This is a genomic window from Streptomyces sp. NPDC005303 (assembly GCF_040607335.1).
Taxonomy (GTDB): domain Bacteria; phylum Actinomycetota; class Actinomycetes; order Streptomycetales; family Streptomycetaceae; genus Streptomyces.
Window position 1 is genome coordinate 22,620 of sequence record NZ_JBEXGM010000017.1, and the last position, 17,878, is coordinate 40,497.

Consider the following 17,878-nt stretch of genomic DNA (forward strand, 5'->3'; position numbering starts at 1 on the left):
ACCCGCGGCACACGCTTTACGCCTTCGGCACCAAGGCATTACCCGTACGGTGCAGGGGCAGTACTGCAGGTGAGTGCTGGTGTGCCAGTATCACCGACATGGCTCGAGAAGAGATGCCGGACACCGAACCGACGGCGCAGCCGGGCCAGTTGTCGGTCGTGGCCACCGCTACTGACGGCATCCGCGTACTCACGCTCGCCGGCGAGATCGACCACGACACCGGCGAGACGCTCCGTCAGGCCCTGGCCGTCGCCGACACCGCGCGGCCGCGGGTCGTGGTCGACATGCGACGGATCACCTTCATGGACTCCACCGGCATCAACATCCTCATCGCCGCCCACCGCACCGCCACCGGCGCCGGTGGCTGGCTACGCCTGGCAGCGCCCGCCGACTCCGTGATGCGCACGCTGCACATCGTCGGCGTCGACACCGTCATCGACTGCCATCCCACTCTCCGCCAGGCGCTCAGCCACTGACGGAATCCAGCGAGGACAGCTCAGGTGGTCTCTGCCTCGTCCTTGCTTTCTGCCCGCCGCTCGGACCGACGTCGACCAGGTTCTCTCCCCCGGTGCCCCCGCGGACCTCGCTGAACTGGAGTCCACGCGCACCCGGGTCGCCCGGCGCCGCCCGGGTCGCCGCCTCATCCGGCGACGACTGTGCCCTTGTCAGTCATCGAGCAGGGCGGCCGGGAGTGTGTCGGGGAGCAGTTGGGCGAATTCCAGGGCCGGGTTCACCTCGGCGGCCAGAAGCAGCAGCCGCAGCGGCTGAGGCGCGAGGTTCGTGACTGTCGTCTTGAGGGGCGGCCCCTGTGGTGACGGCTGTTCGAAGAGCAGGTGGAGGCCCGCGACATCCATGAAGCACGCATCGTGCAGGTCCCAGACCAGCTCGGTCACATTAGGCGGCAGCCCGGCAGCGGCGGCACGGAGTAGGGGCAGGGTGGTGTAGTCGATCTCTCCGTGCACGGTGATGTGGGCGGCAGTGCCGTCGATCCGCTTGGTGAAGTGCATGGTGGGCCAGCCCCCTTCTAGGGGGTGAGGAGCCCAACGGCGAAGCGCCCCTCAAGAAGGGCGGACCGGCGATGGCGGGAGCTGGATGCCCTGGAAGGGGGCAACGCCCAGAACCCGAAGACCGGCACCCGCAGCGCCGGCCGGTCTCGTGTCCACCCATCGTCGCACAGCGAGACCCACGTGACCCCGTACCGAGGCGGCCGTGATCGGCACGTACGCCAACCGAAGCCGCTGTTCGATCGGTCCAGGCCGCTGCCCCGGCCGACGCAGGAGCGGCCCGCAGCCGGAGGCGGCCGCTGGTCAGGCACCCGTAGTAGCTCACATGAACGACGAGCCGGTCGTATGGGATGCCGCGGGCCGCCTCGCGTTCGAGCGGCTGCGGAACAGACTTGCCCAGCACAGAGCCGGGGTGGCCCGGGCGGTACAGAGTGGATGGCCCACTTCGTCACGTTCGACGTCCTGCGGCTGTCCAGGACAGACACGACCGGATGGCCCCACCGGCGGCACTGAGCCGCCCCCCGAGTCCGTGTTCGACGCCCGCGGGCTCATCCCGCCGTTGGTGCTGTGTCCGTCGACCACCCGCCCGGACCCCGTGAGCGAGTGACTGCGGTGGACCTCAGCCGGAATCGAGGGTGACCTCTTCAAGCGGCTGGACGATTCCTACCGGCCCTCAAGGGGCTGGCAGAAGTACAAAACGCACGAAACCACGGAGGCGATCGTCGGTACTGTCACCGGCTCCTTGACCGCTCCCCGTGGACCGTGCTCGGCAGGTACGACGACGGGCGCCCGCAGTACACCGGCCGCCTAATCAACCTGCCCGGACGGCCAGAGCACGTTCGCCGCCTGCCAGCTCCGACCGGCACGGCCGGCCCTGGAGGGGCTGGTCGTGCCGCGCCGAGTGGGGCAGCCGCGAGACACTGAACATCACCCTGGTGGGACCCGAGCTGGTGGAAGTCGGCGTCGACGTCGCCCGCGACGCTGCTGGCCGGTGGTGCCACCCCGCACGCCGGCACCGCGCCCGCCCCGACCGCTCCCCCGCCGACGTCCGCCTCTGGACACCACCGCCGCACTGACCATCCGTGGTCGAAGTGATGGACGAGGGCGGCGGCAGCGTGGTCGGCGCCGTGGACGGTCTACTCGGTGGTGTGGTCGGGGTCGGGGAGCTCCGGCGGGAAGTACCGCTCCAGAAGCTCCGCCCACCCGTGGTTCTGCAAGTGGGAGCGGGGAACGATTGTCGACGGCTTTGGGCAGCACTCAGCGATCACCGGGTCCGAAAATGTTGATGTGAAGTAGCAACGCTGTGGGGGGGGGCCGTGCGGTGTTGACGCTCCTTGAATGTGGTTGCGGGCTCATCCAGGGGGCGGGCCACCTGACAACCGTCCGGATCTGGGAGCGTCACGGACTGCTACGGGGGCGGCAGGCCATCGCGAAGCGACGCTCGAAGAGTGCCGTTGGCCGGCCGTGGAGCGGGTCCGGTGCTGTCAGCCCAGGCCCGGCGGTGTCCGGTCGGCATGCCGCAGGGTGCTGCGGACCATCGCGCGGGAGGGGGCCAGCCGGAGAGCGGTGTTGCGCAGGGCGACGGCCAGGGGGTGCGTCAGTTGTTGGCCCATCCGGCCGGCCTGGCGGGCGGCGCGCGCGGCGCTCGGTGTCGTAACGGGCCAGCGCTGATTCGACGGTGGGTTCGGCGACGAGGCGGGCGGCCAGCACGGCGGCGTCCTCCAGTGCCTGGCAGGCGCCCTGGCCGAGGTTCGGTGTCATGGCGTGGGCCGCGTCACCGAGCAGCACGATCCGACCTGCGGTGAAGGCGGGCAAGGGCGTCACCAGTTCGTGAATGTCATGGTGCAGGACGGCGCCGGACCGGGTCGCACTCAGCAGCTCGGGCATCGGAACATGCCATTCCCCGAAGCGGCGGCGCATTGCTTCAAGGGCGTCCGCATGCCGCACCTTAGGCGGCGAGTTGAGCACCGCGTGCCACTCGGCCCGGCCGTCGGCGAACGCGATTGATTGTGGTGTTGCCCTGGTTGGCGAGGCGTCGCAGCTCGTCCATGTTCGTCACCTGTTCAATCAGATGCGGTGGAAGATGCCTGGCGGCTCAGCGCGAGGGGTGGTTCGTTCGGCGCCCGAGCCGGCTTGTTCAGCCACCGCACACCCCTCCCCCGCCCAAGGAGCACCAGATGGCGAACGACGAAGCCGCTGGTAGGCGAGACCTGCGCGGGCCGGGGTGGGGGCGGTCGCCTTCGCGGGGCAGGCGCTGCCCTGACACCTGGACAACCGTCAGGAGGGAGTGAGTGGCAGGTCGTCGGTGTAGGCGTTGACCGGTGGGGGGATGCGCTTGGTGTTGCGGATGTCGAGGGCGGCTTCGGCCGTCGGCGTGCCGAGGGCGCCCTTGGGGTGCCAGGTGCCGGTCACCGCCAGCCAGGTGTTGGCGGGCGGCGTCTCGGTCCCGTACATCCGCACCTTGACGGACTGTGAGTCCGCGGCGCAGCAGGTGAAGATGATGCGGGTCAGATACCAGCCGCCGCCCTGTCCGGTCGGGGTGGCGAAGCCGGTCATCTGGACGGTACGGCCCTTGATGGCCAGCCCGCGGTCCCGCTGGACGCGGCTGGTGAAGTCCGTGAGTGTCATGGGCAGCGGCGAGGCCGCGGGCAGTCGATCGAACTCCTTCCGTTCCTTGATGGCCTTGTTGTTCGAGTGCGCCGCGGTGTAGGCGCCCAGGGCCGGTGGGGCGTAGCAGAGCAGGCTCAACGCGGGGAGGAACAGCAGCCAGGCGATACGGGGTGCGGTGGAGTGGTCGTGTCCGTGTGCGTGGTCGGACTCCCCCGTCGTACGCCCGCCGTCCAGCGCCGCCCCCGTCAGGGCGAGCAGCAACAGCAGCACCCCTGAGACGATCAGCAGCGGGCGCAGCCCTTCCTTGACGTAGCGCAGATAGAGGTCGGTGAAGAGGGCCGCGTGCAGCAGGCCGATGCCGCTGAGGGCCAGGAGCAGGACCTGTACGGGGCGTTTCACAGCAGCGCGCCTCCGATCAGGACGCTTGAGGCAACCGCCACGACGACGGTGGCCGTGGAGAAGCGCCAGGCGAAGGCCCGCCCGAAGGTGCCCGCCTGAAGGGCGATCAGTTTCAGGTCCACCATGGGGCCGACCACCATGAACGCGAGTCGGGCTGTCGCCGAGAAGCCGGTGAGCGAGGCGGCAACGAAGGCGTCAGCTTCGGAGCAGACCGCCAGGAGCACGGCGAGGGCTGCGAGGAAGAGCACTGACAGCCAAGGAGTGCCGGAGAAGGTGTCGAGGACGGAGCGCGGCATCGAGACGTTGAAGGTGGCCGCGGCCATCGCGCCCAACACCAGAAACCCGCCGGCGTGCAGAAAGTCGTGCTGGAAGCCGAGGCGGAATTCGCTCCAGCGGCTGTGACCGTGTCGGTGGCCGACATGCCGGGCGGCCGGGCGCAGCCACTCCTCTCTGCCCCTCCACAGCCACAGCCAGCCCATCACCGCGGCGGTGGCGAGCGAGGCGAGCAGCCGTGCGACGACCATCGCGGCGTTGCCCGTGAAGGCGACGGCGGTGGCGGTCAGCACGATCGGGTTGATGGCGGGTGCCGAGAGCAGGAAGGCGAAGGCCGCGGCTGGGGTGACGCCTGTGCGGATCAGGCTGCTCGCGACGGGTACGGATGCGCACTCGCAGCCGGGCAGGATCGCGCCGGCCGCTCCGGCCACCGGTACGGCGAGGGCAGCCCGCTTCGGCAGCGCTCTGGTGACCAGGTCGGCGGGCACGAACGCGTTGATCGCGCCGGACAGGAACGTGCCCAGGAGGAGGAAGGGGAACGCCTGGACGGTGATGGCCAGGCAGACGGTGCGCCAGGCTTGGACGGCCGGGTGGTCGAGCCATGGCGTGCCCGTGAGGAGGAGTACGGCCGCCGCGGCCACCGCGATCGAGATCGTGGCGGCGAACGGCCACGAGCCGGTGCGACGCACGGGCGGTCCGAGGGCCACGACCACCGCTTCCTCAGCCACATCAACCAGTTCATCCGTTTTTTGCATTTTTACTCCGGATGTCGGTGTCTGGCCGAAGATAAGCGAGGACCCCGGCTACGGCCGCGCGCACACGCCGCCACCGAGACGAAATTCCGGACGAGTCGCCCCCTCCCGACGAGGTGAAGGAGGGCCGGAAAGCGGCATCCGAGAAGGCACCCGCCGTACGCCGCACGCAGCGCCCGCCCCTTCGCAGGAGGCACCAACCGTGACCCCGGTCAGGGAGTGACGCCGAGCGTGGCCTCTTCCTCGTCTCTACTGCCTCGCCGAGTCCGAGGCGCAGGTGCTCGATGTGGTAGACGGCCTGGCGGGGCGTCCGGACTGCCGAGGGGAGCGCGGCGGGTGGGGCGGTGGTGCACAGGCGGACGCCTCCACGCCGGTGAGGACCGGCTGCGGGTCCTCCACGCCGATGAGGACCGGCTGCGGGTCCAGACGACGGGTGCGGCGGCCGTCCGGCACAATCTCACGGTCGCTCGGCCCGGGGCCGTCGGCGCACTTGACGATGCGGTTGGCGGCTTCGTAGTTGCGTGAGCCGTCGAAGGCGATGGCAGGGCGCAGGGCGCCCGGGCCGCGGTCGCGCAGGCAGGTGCACAGCTCGTCGGCGAGGCCCGCCCAGCGTTCGGTGCGGCCCAGTGGGCGGTAGACGGCGCGATCGAACTCCGTCGGACCGAAGCCCACGACCGGGCGGGCGGTGAGCCCGTCACGGACGCGGGGGTAGGCGCGGCATACCGTCGGAACACTGCCACCCAGGGCGAAGCGGCCCCGAGGGGCTGCGGTCCAGGCGAAGAACGTGTCGCGCCGACGCAGCAGGCCCGGCTCTGGTCGGCGCCGTAGTCGGCGAACTTGTCGACGAGGGCCTTGGCCCGGGCGACGTCGGCGAAGAGGTTTGTCCAGGTGCGGGTCGAGGGTCTCGCCAGCGCCGCCGCCCGCGAACGCGGCACGCAACCGCCCGCCGCGCTTCGGTGTGCCGTCGCCCCTTGTTCAGGCCCTCGCCTCCCACACGCTCAGCGGCCCCTCGTCGGGATGTACGACGAACTGCCGCTCACATACCGGGACATGCTCTCCGGACTTGCCGAGCAACGCCTGCCCCAGGTCGAGGAGTACCGGCTCAACCCGATCCGCCTGCCGAGCCTCAGTTGAGGTGAGCGACCCGCCGCGGCGCAGGGGCCGCACGGAGCCGCTCGGGCAGCGTGCCGTCGTCCGGCATCCCCGCCCGCAGCCACGCCCCGACCACCTCCGCGTCGGCGTCGGTGGCGAGCGGCCCGAGGCGTACGACGGCCCCGGTGGGCCTGCGGTCGACCCCGCACGGCTGCACGACGGCGTACAGACCGAGCCTGCTCCGGCAGTGCAGCACCGTCTCCAGGCAGCCCGTGGAGACCATGACGCGTGCGGACAGCCCCGGACCACCCGGCGCAACGCCTCTCTCACCCGTCCGGTCGGGGCGGCGCCACAGGCCCCGCAGACGACGAGGGTGAATGGACGACCCCGAGGGTCGCGTGCGGCATCGCTCATCTCCGCGTCTCCTCCGTGATGGTCAAAGAGAGCCCCTGTTTGCGCCATGGGTGACCCAAGTCGCCTGGCAGACGGGTGAGTTGGAGCGTGGGTGATTTGACACCCGTTCCACGCACCATCAGCCTATGCTCATGACATCCATTTCCAATAGGGGTGGTTAGCGATGCGTGTTGCCTTCGTGGGCAAGGGCGGCAGCGGCAAGACCACCCTGTCCGCGCTCTTCTCCCGCCACCTCGCGCGCTCGGGCGCGCCGGTCGTCGCGATCGACGGCGACATCAACCAGCACCTGGCCTACGCCCTCGGCCTCGACGAGGACGAGCTGATCACCGCCCCACCGCTCAGCGCGCGCACCGGTGAGATCAAGGACTACTTGCGGGGCAGCAACCCGCGGATCCCGTCCCGTGAGGCGATGGTCAAGACGACGCCGCCCGGGCGCGGCTCCCGTCTGCTGCGGCTGCTGGGCGAGGACGAGGTCCACTCCCCTCACGTGCAGGAAGTGGCCGGCGTCCCGCTGATGGTCACCGGCGCCTTCGACGAGAGCGATCTCGGAGTGGCCTGCTACCACTCCAAGCTCGGCGCGGTGGAGCTCTATCTCAATCACCTGGTCGACGAGGCGGGCGAATACGTCGTCGTCGACATGACCGCCGGCGCCGACGCCTTCGCCTCCGGCCTGTTCACCCGCTTCGACATGACGTTCCTGGTCGCCGAACCGACCCGCAAGAGCGTCTCCGTCTACCGCCAGTACCGCGACCACGCCGCCGAGTTCGGCATCCCGGTCGCCGTCGTCGGCAACAAAGTCACCGGCGAGGACGACCTCGACTTCCTCCGCACCCACGTCGGCGACGACCTGCTCGCCCACTGCGTGCAGTCCCCCTACGTCCGCGCCCAGGAACAGGGCCGCGAACACGGCGAGCTGGAGGTGCACAACATGCGCACGCTGGACCGGCTGCGCGCGGCCGTGGACGCCCGCCCCAAGGACTGGGCCGCCTTCCAGAAGCATGCCGTCGAGTTCCACCTGCGCAACGCCGCCGCCTGGGCCAACGAGGCCACCGGCCAGGACCTCGCCACTCAGGTCGACCCGGACTTCCAGCACGGCCCCACAGCACTGGCCGCTCTGGCCTGAGCCCCGCCCCGTCCGTCTCACATTCAGCACCACAGAACAGGACAACCCTTCATGTCGCTCGACGTCTCCCCGCAGCTGCTCGCCGAAGCCGAGAACGGTCGGGTGCGGGAACAGGACTTCGTGGAAACGGTCCGTACGTCCCTGCCGTACGCCTACGACCTCGTCGCCCGCCTGGCCGCCGAACTGCGTTCCGGTACCGCGGAGTTCGCCGACAACCAGACCCCTCCGCCCTCCGAGAAGGAGCGCGGCCAGCTACTGCGGGCGCTGTCCAGCGACGCCATCCGCAGCAGCCTGGAACGCCACTTCGGCATCGCCCTCGCCTTCCAGAACTGCCACCGCGTCGCCGCTTTCCACCCCGAGGCACGTGGCGGCGAGACACACGCACGCTTCACCTCGCTGCGGTCCCAGATCCTCAACCAGTCACCGGAGTTCCGCGACTGCTGAGGCCGGATGCCTCACGCCTTCCCGCCGTCGGGCGGCGCCGCCGGGACAGCGGCGCCCGCACCCCGGACCGACTCCGGTCGGCACGCACATACGCGGCGAGCAGCACGGACGCCGCCAACGTCGCGCTCGCCGTGACCACACCCGACACGTGCAGTCCGTGCACGAATCCCTCCACGAAGTCGGCGGTGCCGATCCGGGTGCCGGAGCAATGGCGAGGATCAGTCCCAGGACGGCCGCCCCCAGGGCGTACCGGCCTTGCGGGTGGTGCTGACGATCGCGGCGGCCAGCCCCGAGCGCCGCACAGCTGGGCGGCCACCCGGCCAGCGGGGTGGGGCCGATCGCCGCGCCCATTCCCGCACAGCAGCAGCGCGGACAGGGCCAGCGTGCAGGCATCATCCCCAGAGGGGGTACCCCCAGCATGGCCGAGGCGTCGGTGCTCAGGTCAGAGCCCATGTCGGGCAGGGCGACGGTGACGATGGAGACGGCGCGCAGAGTGACACACGCGCCCAAGCATGAGGCCCAACGGCAGCTGCCGGTCAGGTACGGGTGCGGCCGTCCAGCTGCTACAGAACACCGCGACGATGAGCCTGCCGGAGATCTCCGCCCTGCTGGCCGGCTCCGGTAAGGACCGGGACTGGCGTACGGCGGTGAAGGCACGGGTGCGAGGCGAGGCCCAGCTCGCTCGCCCGACCACCGCCCGCGCCGATCTGCTGTCCTGCCCCTGGGACTACCCCACCGATCAGTACCCCTGTCTGGCGGAGGCGATCGACACCTGCCTCGCCACCGGGCGGGCACCCACGGAAGGCGGCGAGCGAGGGTCCCAAGAATCCGATGACAGTAGTCATGGAAATCGTGTTCAACTAATCTGGCGGGGCGCAAGTCGGTCCCAGCATCACGGTAGGCATGCGTCGTGGACGGTTCGTCGGCCAACGAGCGACCGCCGGCCTGGCGTTCGACCTGGCAGCGAAGCGCTGTGCTGCGCGTACTGCACAGCTCCTCCGACTTCGTCTCCGCGCGGGAGCGGCGCGATCGGCGTCCTCGGGACACGGGCCCGCGACCGCAACTCCGCCATCGGCATCCTCATGCCGTTCGGCCTGGGCCTCGGGGTGCTCCTCCTGGCGCTTTACAAAGGCCGGGCGGCGAACAAGTTCGGCCTCCTTACCGGCCAGATCGTCGCCGTGGACACCCCACAGATGGCATGGCTGCTGGGCACCTCCGCCGTCGTACTCGTCGCGCTGGCGGTGATGTGGCGGCCGCTGACCTTCGCCAGTGCCGACCCGGACGTCGCCGAGGCCCGCGGGGTGCCGGTGCGCGGGCTGTCGTTCGTCTTCATGATCGTGCTCGGGCTCGCGGTAGCCCTGTCGGTGCAGGTCGTCGACGCGCTGCTGGTCCTGACCCTGGTCGTCACGCCCGCGGCGGCCGCCGCCCGCGTCACCGCCTCGCCGGTACTGCTGCCCCTGCTCAGCGCGGTCTTCGCAGTCGTCTCGATCGAGGGCGGCATCCTGCTCGCCCTGGGCAGCAGCATCCCCATCAGCCCGTACGTGACGACGATCTCCTTCAGCATCTACCTCGCCTGCCGACTGGCGGGCGGCTACCGCACCCGTCGCTGGGGCTCCCGCAGGTCCGCCCCGCAACCTGCATGAGCGGAGGCGGATTGATAATGAGATCCATTTTCATGTAACGTTTGGTGTCGCGCCGTTCACCCATCGAGGAGGAGCCATGGCCGTCCCCAAGCGGAAGATGTCCCGCAGCAACACCCGCCACCGCCGCGCCCAGTGGAAGGCGGCCACGCCCACGCTCGTACCGATCACCGTCGACGGCGTCCCGTACCTCGTGCCACAGCGGCTGGTCAAGGCGTACGAGCGCGGACTGCTGCGCCCCGAGGACTGACGTTCATGCCTCACGACCGACTGCCCGTCACCGTCCTGTCCGGCTTCCTCGGCGCGGGCAAGACCACCCTCCTCAACCACGTCCTCGGCAACCGCGAGGGACTGCGCGTCGCGGTCATCGTCAACGACATGAGCGAGGTCAACATCGACGCCGCCCTCGTGCGCGGCGGCGAGGCAGCGCTGTCGCGCACCGAGGAACGCCTGGTCGAGATGACCAACGGCTGCATCTGCTGCACCCTGCGCGACGACCTGCTCGAAGAGGTCGACCGGCTCGCCCGCGAGGGCCGCTTCGACTACCTGCTCATCGAGTCGTCCGGCATCTCCGAACCCATGCCGGTGGCCGCGACGTTCGCCTTCGCCCGCGACGACGGCGCCACCCTCGGGGAGATCGCCCGCCTGGACACCATGGTGACGGTCGTCGACGCCGCCAACTTCCTGCCCGAACTGGCAAGCGGCGACGAACTGGCCGAGCGCGGCCTGGACCAGTACGAGGACGACGAACGCACCGTCAGCGACCTGCTGATGGACCAGATCGAGTTCGCTGATGTCATCGTGCTCAACAAACTCGATCTCGTCGACGAGGAATCGGCCGACCGGTTGCGGGCGACGCTCACCCGCCTCAACCCAGCCGCACGTATCGTCCCGGCCGTCCACGGTCGCGTGCAGGTCGGCGAGGTACTGGGCACCAGGCTGTTCGACCTGGAACGCGCCCAACAGGCCCCCGGCTGGGTGATGGAACTCAACGGCGATCACGTGCCCGAGACGGAGGAGTACGGGATCTCCTCGACCGTCTTCCGGGCCGAACTGCCCTTCCACCCCGGCCGGCTGTGGACGTACGTGACCAAGGAACTCGACAGCGGCGCCTACGGGCGGATCCTGCGCTCCAAGGGTTTCTTCACCCTGGCCGGCCGCCCGCACGTAACGGGCCTGTGGTCACAGGCCGGCTCCGTCGCACGCTTCGAGCCCTCCGCAGCCCGCGACACCGACAGCCCCGCCGGCCAGGAACTGGTCTTCATCGGCACGCACCTGCACGCGGACGCACTGCACGCGGCACTGACCGACTGTCTCATGGCCGACGGCGAGAGTCTGCCGCCCGTCGACCCGTTCCCCGCCTGGGACACCTACGGCATCGGCGACACCTGCGACCACGAGCTTCCTGAACTCGTGGCGGGTACCTGAAGGCCCCGGGCCGGGCGGCGAACGCAGCCACGGCGCCGCCCGGTTCGGACACCGCTCCGCAAGGAGCGCCGCCGGCCGTTGTTCTGACAGCTCGCGATGAGGAAGAACCCGGCAGGCACACAGGTCACCTCGCTACCGTGAGTACATTGTTGGCGTCGGACGGCAAGCGAGTGGCGTGAGCGATCAGGAATACACCGAGCCCCGGTACGGGCTGTTCGACTTCGCGCGCCTCTGTGTCCGGGGGCTCGTACATGTCGTCCTCGGCGGTTGCGCGCTCGTCGCCATCGCCACGGTCGTACAGGTCCTCGGCCCGCTGGTCGCCCTCGACCTCTACACCCCGCCTGTCGCCGCCTGGTGGACGGTCTTCGCCGCCGTCGTCGTCCAGGGTGTTCCCTTCCTGCTGCTCGGCACAGTCGTCTCCGCGGCCATCGGTGTCCTGGTACCCGAGCGCGTGTTCAGCCGGCTGCTGCCGCGCAGCCCGGCGCTCGCCGTGCCCGTCGCGGGCGTGGCCGGTGCCGTACTGCCGGGGTGCGAGTGTGCGTCCGTACCGGTGGCCGGAAGCCTCATGCGGCGCGGGGTGGCCCCGGCTGCCGCGCTCGCGTTCCTGCTCTCCGCGCCCGCGATCAACCCCGTCGTACTTGTCGCCACCTCCATCGCCTTTCCGGGACAGCCACGGATGGTGGTGGCCAGGCTCGTCGCCTCCCTCACCACGGCCGTCGTCATGGGCTGGCTGAGGGCCCGCTTCGGGCGGGAGAAGTGGCTGAGGCTGCCCAGGACGCGTACGGCCCAGCCGGCCACTTCACGCGGACGTGCCTTCACAGACGGGCTGCAGCACGACTTCCTGCACGCCGGGGGCTTCCTCGTGCTCGGCTCGGCGGCCGCGGCGACCTTCAGCATCACGGTGCCGCGCTCACTCCTGGACGTCTTCACGGGATCCGCCTGGCTGTCGGTGCCCCTGCTGGCGCTGCTCTCCGTGGTGCTGTGCGTGTGCAGCGAGGCCGATGCGTTCGTCGCCGCGTCCCTGAGCGGCTTCTCGCCGACCGCGAGGCTGGCGTTCATGGTGGTCGGGCCGATGGTCGACCTGAAGCTGATCGCCCTGCAGGCGGGCACGTTCGGGCGCACCTTCGCCGTCCGGTTCTCCTCCGCGACCTGGGCCGTCGCGCTCGTGAGCAGTGTGCTCGTGGGGTGGTGGCTGCTGTGAGGCGATACGGGCCGGCCGTGCTGTTGCTGCTGGTGGGCGCCGCGGTACTGCGGATCTCGCTGTTCAGCGACCTGTACCTGCGCTACGTGCAGTCCGGGCTGCGGCCGTACCTGATCGCGTCCGGGGTGCTGCTGGGGCTGCTCGCCCTGGTGAGGGCGGGGATGGAAGCGCGCGCGGCTCGGGAAGGCGCCGTCTCCGCGGACGGGCATGCGCACCCGGACGAGAACGAGGACGCGCACGGCCACGGCCACTCCCACCCGGTCGGGCCGCGCTTGGCCTGGCTGCTCACGCTCCCCGCCGCCGCCCTGCTCCTCTTCCCGCCGCCCGCGCTCGGCTCCTACAGCGCCGCCCGCGAAGACGCCCAGCGCGCGGCGCAGGGTGTCGGCACCTTTCCTGCACTGCCGGCAGGCAACCTGGTGGATCTGAGCGTGGCCGCCTTCACCTCCCGCGCGATCTACGACAGCGGGCATTCGCTGAAGGGCCGCACGGTCCGGCTGACCGGCTTCGTCACCCACGGAGACGACGGCACCTGGTACGTGACCCGGCTCCTGGTCTCCTGCTGCGCGGCCGACGCCACGACGAGCAAGGTGCAGGTCCGCGGCACGGACGCACCCGAGACGGACACCTGGGTGACGGTGACGGGCACCTGGCATCCCAAGGGCAGGTTGGGATCGTCAGCGGCCTGGCCCCCTCTGCTGGACGCCACAACGGTCAGACAGGTCGCCGAGCCGTCGGACCCGTACGAGAAGCGCTGACGCAAGACGCGGCACAGGCCGCCCGCAGACGACCCGCGGCGAGGGCGCCGGGAGTGCCTATGCCGTCCGCTGCGGCCCGCCGGCCGGAACAGACCCTGGCCCGCGCGGACGAGAGGACCCGGGCGTTCTCGCGATGATCGGCTGAGAACATGCCACAGCCGCTCACGTACCCTTTCCCAGAGCCGCTGCGCAGGCCCGGCTGGAGGGGGCACGGACGACCGCGAGGGAGACGGCATGAGAGCCGCTGACCGGCAGTGTGCCGCCGACTGGAGCAGGGTCGGCAACCGGCCCCGAGCCAGGGGTGGTCACGAGAGCAAGTACGGCCACCACTACCCGTACGGGAATCCTCCCAAGCCGACGCCTCACCCCGGCTACGGAGCCGACCCTGACGCGCGCCACATTCCCTCTCCGGCCACAGTCACCAGGCACACCACCCCCGTGACGGCAACGGACGCGCCACAGTGACGGGCACCGGACACGGCCCCGACCACGGCCCCGGAGGGGGCGCTGGTGGTCACGGACACACGCACACTCACAGCCACGGGCCCGCCGCGCCGGTCTCGAAGCATCTGCGTAAGGTCATCGCGGCGATCCTGGTCCCGTTCACCGTGGCGGTCCTGGTCGGTCTGGTGGTGCTCTGGCCCGGCGGGGCACCGCCGCACAAGCGCACGGGCGTCGGCTTCGACCAGCAGCGGCAGCAGGCCACGGTCACCCGGGTCGTCGAGGTGAGCTGCGCGTCGGTGCACGCCTCCGGCGAAACCCCGACCGGCGACACCTCCACCGCCGAGGGCAGCTCCGCGGTGCAGGAGGCGGGCGGCACCTGCAAGAAGGCGACCATCCGGGTCGACACCGGCAAGGACAAGGGCCGCACCTTCACTGAGATCGTGCAGCCGGACCAGTCACGGCAGCTGCACGAGGGCGAGAAGGTCGTGGTCGCCTACGAGCCCTCGGCCCCCAGGGACCTGCAGTACTCGGTAGCCGACGTCAACCGGAAGTTCCCCATGGCGCTGCTCGCGGGGATCTTCGCCCTCGCCGTCGTCGTGGTGGGCCGGCTGCGCGGTGTCATGGCCCTGGTCGCGCTGGCCGTCAGCTTCATGGTGCTGACCTTCTTCATCCTGCCCGCGATCCTACAGGGATCAAATCCCCTCCTGGTAGCCGTCGTCGGGGCGAGCGCGATCATGCTCATCGCGCTGTACATGTGCCATGGGCTGTCGGCACGTACGTCGGTCGCCGTGCTCGGCACGCTGGTCTCGCTGCTGCTGATCGGCATCCTCGGCTCGGAGTTCATCGGCTGGGCCGCGCTCACCGGCAACACGGATGACAACACCGGTCTGATCCACGGCCTGTATCCGACGATCGACATGAGCGGTCTGCTGCTCGCAGGCGTCATCATCGGCTCGCTCGGTGTCCTGGACGATGTGACGGTGACGCAGACGTCGGCGGTATGGGAGCTGCACGAGGCCAACCCGTCGATGGGCTGGCGCGGGCTGTACCGGGCGGGCATCCGCATCGGCCGCGACCACATCGCGTCCGTGGTCAACACCCTCGTCCTCGCCTACGCCGGTGCCGCGCTCCCGCTGCTGCTGCTGTTCTCCATCGCCCAGAGCAGCGTCGGGACGGTGGCCAACAGCGAGCTGGTGGCTGAGGAGATCGTGCGCACCCTGGTGGGTTCGATCGGCCTGGTCGCCGCGGTACCGGTCACCACCGCCCTCGCCGCCCTGGTGGTCTCCGCCGACCGACCCGGTCCGCAGACGGCAACGGCGCCAGTGGGAGCGGTGGCGGCCGGCGGAACGGCTGCAGGCCGGAGCGGGAGAAGGCGTCGACGGAAGCCTCACCGGGGAGGATCGGCCGCATAGGACGGCACGCCTATGAAAGACGCAGAAAGAGCCATCGCCGCAGGCCAGCCATGGGCATTGCCACATCACCGCAGGTCAGCGCCCCTGCGTAGACAACTTCACGACGTAGGTGCCCAGGTCGTCGGCCTCGACGACGCCGGGGACGGAGCCCCGGTGCGCAGGGGCTCGACGTAACGGGTCGCGGTGACCTCTCTCAGCATTGTCTCAGGCCACCCAATTCATTGACCTCGCAGTTCTCCGGCATGAAGTGAGCACAGGAACCGAGGGTGATCAGCGGCCAACGTCGTCTTTCGGTTCCGGATCACACAGGCAGTGGATCACCCGGCCCCACTCTCCGGGTAACGTCAGGGTATGAGCCATCCGCACCCCGAACTGAAAGCCGCCCCGCCTCTTCCCGAGGGAGGACTGCGCGTCGTCGCCCTGGGCGGTCTGGGGGAGATCGGCCGCAACATGACCGTCTTCGAGTACGCCGGCAAACTGCTGATCGTCGACTGCGGCGTGCTGTTCCCCGAGGAGACCCAGCCCGGCGTGGACGTGATCCTGCCGGACTTCACCTCGATCCGGGACCGGCTGGACGACGTTGTGGCCGTAGTGCTCACCCACGGGCACGAGGACCACATCGGCGCCGTGCCGTACCTGCTGCGCGAGCGGTCCGACATTCCCGTCGTCGGCTCCAAGCTGACACTGGCGTTCCTGGAGGCCAAGCTCAAGGAACACGGCATCCGGCCGCGCACGGTGCGGGTGCGGGAGGGCGACCGGCGCGGTTTCGGGCCGTTCGACTGCGAGTTCGTGGCGGTCAACCACTCCATCCCGGACAGCCTCGCGGTCGCGATCCGCACCGGTGCCGGGATGGTGCTGCACACCGGCGACTTCAAGATGGACCAGTTCCCGCTCGACGACCGCATCACCGATCTGCGCGCCTTCGCCCGCCTGGGCGAGGAGGGCGTGGACCTGTTCCTCACCGACTCCACCAACGCCGAGGTACCCGGCTTCACCACCTCCGAGCGTGAGTTGAACCCGGCGATCGAGCAGGTGATGCGTACCGCGCCGCGCCGGGTCATCGTCTCCAGCTTCGCCAGCCATGTGCACCGCATCCAGCAGGTCCTGGACGCCGCCCACCAGCACGGCCGCAAGGTCGCCTTCGTCGGCCGTTCCATGGTCCGCAACATGGGCATCGCCCGTGACCTGGGCTATCTGAAGGTCCCGTCCGGTCTGGTCGTGAGCACCAAGGAGCTGGAGAAGCTCCCGGACCACAAGATCACTCTGGTGTGCACCGGCTCCCAGGGCGAACCGATGGCCGCTCTGTCGCGGATGGCCACCCGCGACCACCAGATCCGCATCGGCAAGGGCGACACCGTCCTGCTCGCCAGCTCCCTCATCCCCGGCAACGAGAACGCCATCTACCGGGTGATCAACGGACTCACCCGCTGGGGCGCCCACGTCGTCCACAAGGGCAACGCCAAGGTGCACGTCTCCGGGCACGCCAGCGCCGGCGAACTCGTCTACTGCTACAACATCGTCAAGCCCCGCAACGTCATGCCCGTGCACGGCGAATGGCGCCACCTGCGGGCCAACGGCGACCTCGCCATCCGTACCGGTGTCGACCCGGACCGGGTCGTCATCGCCGAGGACGGTGTCGTCGTGGACCTCGTCGACGGGCGCGCCTCCATCACCGGCAAGGTTCCCGCCGGAAACGTCTACGTGGACGGCATGGAAGTCGGCGGCGCCACCGAGGCCTCCCTCAAGGACCGACTCACCCTGGCTTCCGAGGGCGTGGTCACGGTGGTGGCGATCGTCGACGCGGACACCGGCGCGCTCGCCGAGGCCCCCGACTTCCTGGCCCGCGGGTTCGTCCACGACGACACCACCTTCGAGCCGGTCGTCCCCGTCATCGAGAAGACCCTGGCCACCGCGGCCGAGGAGGGTGTCGGGGACGCGCACCAGCTCGAACAGCTCCTCGCCCGGGCCGTGGCGAACTGGGCGTTCCGCACCCACCGCCGCAGGCCCCTGATCATCCCCGTCATCATCGACGCCTGACCGGACCACGCCCCTGGCCGTCACTGCGCCCGCAGGGACGGCCAGGGGCCCTGCCGCCGGATGCCGGCACCAGCAGCATGACGTCAACGCCGGAGAGGTGAACGGATGGGCCTGCGTTTCGAGGAGCTCGACTGGCGACCGACGCCGATCGGCGACATCAGCCTGCGGCGGCGCCGCCATCCGGAGTCGGGCGAGGACGTGTACGAGGTGAAGCTGGGCGAGGAGTTCCTCATGTCCAGCCTCTTCACCGCCGGCGAGATCGCGCTGGCGGAACTCGCCCTGGCCAGGCTCCCGGACGCCGAACCGGACGTCGTGGTCGGCGGCCTGGGACTCGGCTACACCGCCCGGGCGGCACTGGACGACCCCCGGGTCCGCTCGCTGACGGTGATCGACACGCTCGCCGAAGTCATCGACTGGCACCGCCGTGGCCTGGTCCCGCTCGGCAACCGGCTGACGTCGGACACCCGCTGCCGCCTGGTGCACGGCGACTTCTTCGCCATGGCTGCCGATCCGCGTGGCCTGGACCCCGACGAACCCGGGCGCCGCTTCCACGCCATCCTGCTGGATGTCGACCACTCACCGCGCCATGTTCTCCACCCACGCCACGCGGCGCTCTACCAGCCCGCCGGACTCCGCGCCCTGGCCGCACACCTCCACCCAGGCGGCCTGTTCGCCCTGTGGTCGAACGATCCGCCCGACGACCAGTTCACGTCCGCGCTCTCGGAGGTCTTCGCCGAAGTGGCGGCACAGGTCGTCGAGTTCGACAACCCGCTGCAAGACCGCACCGCGTCCAACACCGTCTACCTGGCCGGGAAGGCATCGGTCACGCCTTAGGGCCAACTGGTTCGAC

General features: G+C 70.1%; 15 protein-coding genes and 3 pseudogenes. 11 read left to right on the plus strand and 7 right to left on the minus strand.

Translation table 11 applies throughout. The features are described 5' to 3' along the window. Positions 1-98 precede the first annotated feature (98 nt). Entirely contained in the window at positions 99-476 is a 378-nt protein-coding gene (locus ABZT93_RS23290; RefSeq protein ID WP_356107455.1) for an STAS domain-containing protein, read from the plus strand. 189 nt (positions 477-665) lie between these two features. On the opposite strand, the gene ABZT93_RS23295 is transcribed toward ABZT93_RS23290, so the two are convergent. The 7 genes and pseudogenes from ABZT93_RS23295 to ABZT93_RS23325 all read right to left on the minus strand — a co-directional run bounded on the left by ABZT93_RS23295 (position 666) and on the right by ABZT93_RS23325 (position 6,413). Further along, positions 666-1,007: a hypothetical protein gene (locus tag ABZT93_RS23295; protein WP_356107458.1), complete on the minus strand. Its 342-nt coding sequence runs from the start codon at positions 1,005-1,007 to the stop codon at positions 666-668. A gap of 1,481 nt (positions 1,008-2,488) precedes the next feature. Further along, a pseudogene (locus tag ABZT93_RS23300) lies at positions 2,489-3,008 on the minus strand (FAD-dependent monooxygenase); the annotation flags it as partial. Positions 3,009-3,281: 273 nt separating this feature from the next. Next, entirely contained in the window at positions 3,282-4,013 is a 732-nt protein-coding gene (locus tag ABZT93_RS23305) for a TIGR03943 family protein (protein WP_356107461.1), read from the minus strand. Continuing rightward, entirely contained in the window at positions 4,010-5,014 is a 1,005-nt protein-coding gene (locus ABZT93_RS23310; protein ID WP_356107464.1) for a permease, read from the minus strand. Before ABZT93_RS23310 ends, ABZT93_RS23305 begins: the two co-directional genes overlap by 4 nt. Before the next feature lie 273 nt (positions 5,015-5,287). Continuing rightward, positions 5,288-5,710, minus strand: a complete 423-nt coding sequence (locus ABZT93_RS23315) for a hypothetical protein (RefSeq protein ID WP_356107467.1) — start codon at positions 5,708-5,710, stop codon at positions 5,288-5,290. A gap of 137 nt (positions 5,711-5,847) precedes the next feature. Next, positions 5,848-6,007 (minus strand): annotated as a pseudogene (locus ABZT93_RS23320) (peptide ABC transporter substrate-binding protein); the annotation flags it as partial. 157 nt (positions 6,008-6,164) lie between these two features. Further along, positions 6,165-6,413 carry a hypothetical protein gene (locus tag ABZT93_RS23325; RefSeq protein ID WP_356107470.1) on the minus strand — a complete coding sequence of 83 codons (249 nt, stop codon included), beginning with the start codon at positions 6,411-6,413 and terminating at the stop codon, positions 6,165-6,167. A 294-nt stretch (positions 6,414-6,707) separates the two neighbouring features. On the opposite strand from ABZT93_RS23325, the gene ABZT93_RS23330 reads away from it, so the two are divergent. From ABZT93_RS23330 to ABZT93_RS23375, 10 genes and pseudogenes are all read left to right on the plus strand, one after another. Then, positions 6,708-7,667, plus strand: coding sequence for an ATP-binding protein (locus tag ABZT93_RS23330; protein WP_356107472.1), 960 nt, complete (start codon positions 6,708-6,710; stop codon positions 7,665-7,667). 51 nt (positions 7,668-7,718) lie between these two features. Then, entirely contained in the window at positions 7,719-8,111 is a 393-nt protein-coding gene (locus ABZT93_RS23335; protein ID WP_356107475.1) for an SCO5389 family protein, read from the plus strand. Between the two features lie 1,019 nt (positions 8,112-9,130). Then, positions 9,131-9,754, plus strand: a pseudogene (locus ABZT93_RS23340) (metal ABC transporter permease); the annotation flags it as partial. A gap of 76 nt (positions 9,755-9,830) precedes the next feature. Next, complete coding sequence (gene rpmF / locus ABZT93_RS23345) at positions 9,831-10,001, plus strand: 50S ribosomal protein L32 (protein ID WP_261708872.1); 171 nt, start codon at positions 9,831-9,833, stop codon at positions 9,999-10,001. Between the two features lie 5 nt (positions 10,002-10,006). Next, positions 10,007-11,179: a GTP-binding protein gene (locus ABZT93_RS23350; protein ID WP_356107480.1), complete on the plus strand. Its 1,173-nt coding sequence runs from the start codon at positions 10,007-10,009 to the stop codon at positions 11,177-11,179. Between the two features lie 175 nt (positions 11,180-11,354). Beyond that, positions 11,355-12,380 (plus strand): permease, encoded by a 1,026-nt coding sequence (locus ABZT93_RS23355; RefSeq protein ID WP_356107483.1) that lies wholly within the window; start codon positions 11,355-11,357, stop codon positions 12,378-12,380. After that, entirely contained in the window at positions 12,377-13,135 is a 759-nt protein-coding gene (locus ABZT93_RS23360) for a TIGR03943 family protein (RefSeq protein WP_356107486.1), read from the plus strand. The genes ABZT93_RS23355 and ABZT93_RS23360 overlap by 4 nt, the downstream gene beginning before the upstream one ends. Positions 13,136-13,596: 461 nt before the next feature. Further along, positions 13,597-14,991: a YibE/F family protein gene (locus tag ABZT93_RS23365; protein ID WP_356107488.1), complete on the plus strand. Its 1,395-nt coding sequence runs from the start codon at positions 13,597-13,599 to the stop codon at positions 14,989-14,991. Positions 14,992-15,342: 351 nt separating this feature from the next. Next, positions 15,343-17,028 (plus strand): ribonuclease J, encoded by a 1,686-nt coding sequence (locus tag ABZT93_RS23370; protein ID WP_356107490.1) that lies wholly within the window; start codon positions 15,343-15,345, stop codon positions 17,026-17,028. 105 nt (positions 17,029-17,133) lie between these two features. Beyond that, positions 17,134-17,862, plus strand: a complete 729-nt coding sequence (locus tag ABZT93_RS23375; RefSeq protein ID WP_356107492.1) for a spermidine synthase — start codon at positions 17,134-17,136, stop codon at positions 17,860-17,862. The last annotated feature ends 16 nt before the right edge of the window (positions 17,863-17,878 follow it).

Coding starts and splice junctions, on each gene's coding strand:
- ABZT93_RS23295 (WP_356107458.1), bottom strand. CDS start 1,007: ATGCACTTCACCAAGCGGATCGACGGCACTGCCGCCCACATCACCGTG.
- ABZT93_RS23375 (WP_356107492.1), top strand. CDS start 17,134: ATGGGCCTGCGTTTCGAGGAGCTCGACTGGCGACCGACGCCGATCGGC.
- ABZT93_RS23370 (WP_356107490.1), top strand. CDS start 15,343: ATGAGCCATCCGCACCCCGAACTGAAAGCCGCCCCGCCTCTTCCCGAG.
- rpmF (WP_261708872.1), top strand. CDS start 9,831: ATGGCCGTCCCCAAGCGGAAGATGTCCCGCAGCAACACCCGCCACCGC.
- ABZT93_RS23325 (WP_356107470.1), bottom strand. CDS start 6,413: ATGGTCTCCACGGGCTGCCTGGAGACGGTGCTGCACTGCCGGAGCAGG.
- ABZT93_RS23350 (WP_356107480.1), top strand. CDS start 10,007: ATGCCTCACGACCGACTGCCCGTCACCGTCCTGTCCGGCTTCCTCGGC.
- ABZT93_RS23330 (WP_356107472.1), top strand. CDS start 6,708: ATGCGTGTTGCCTTCGTGGGCAAGGGCGGCAGCGGCAAGACCACCCTG.
- ABZT93_RS23335 (WP_356107475.1), top strand. CDS start 7,719: ATGTCGCTCGACGTCTCCCCGCAGCTGCTCGCCGAAGCCGAGAACGGT.
- ABZT93_RS23290 (WP_356107455.1), top strand. CDS start 99: ATGGCTCGAGAAGAGATGCCGGACACCGAACCGACGGCGCAGCCGGGC.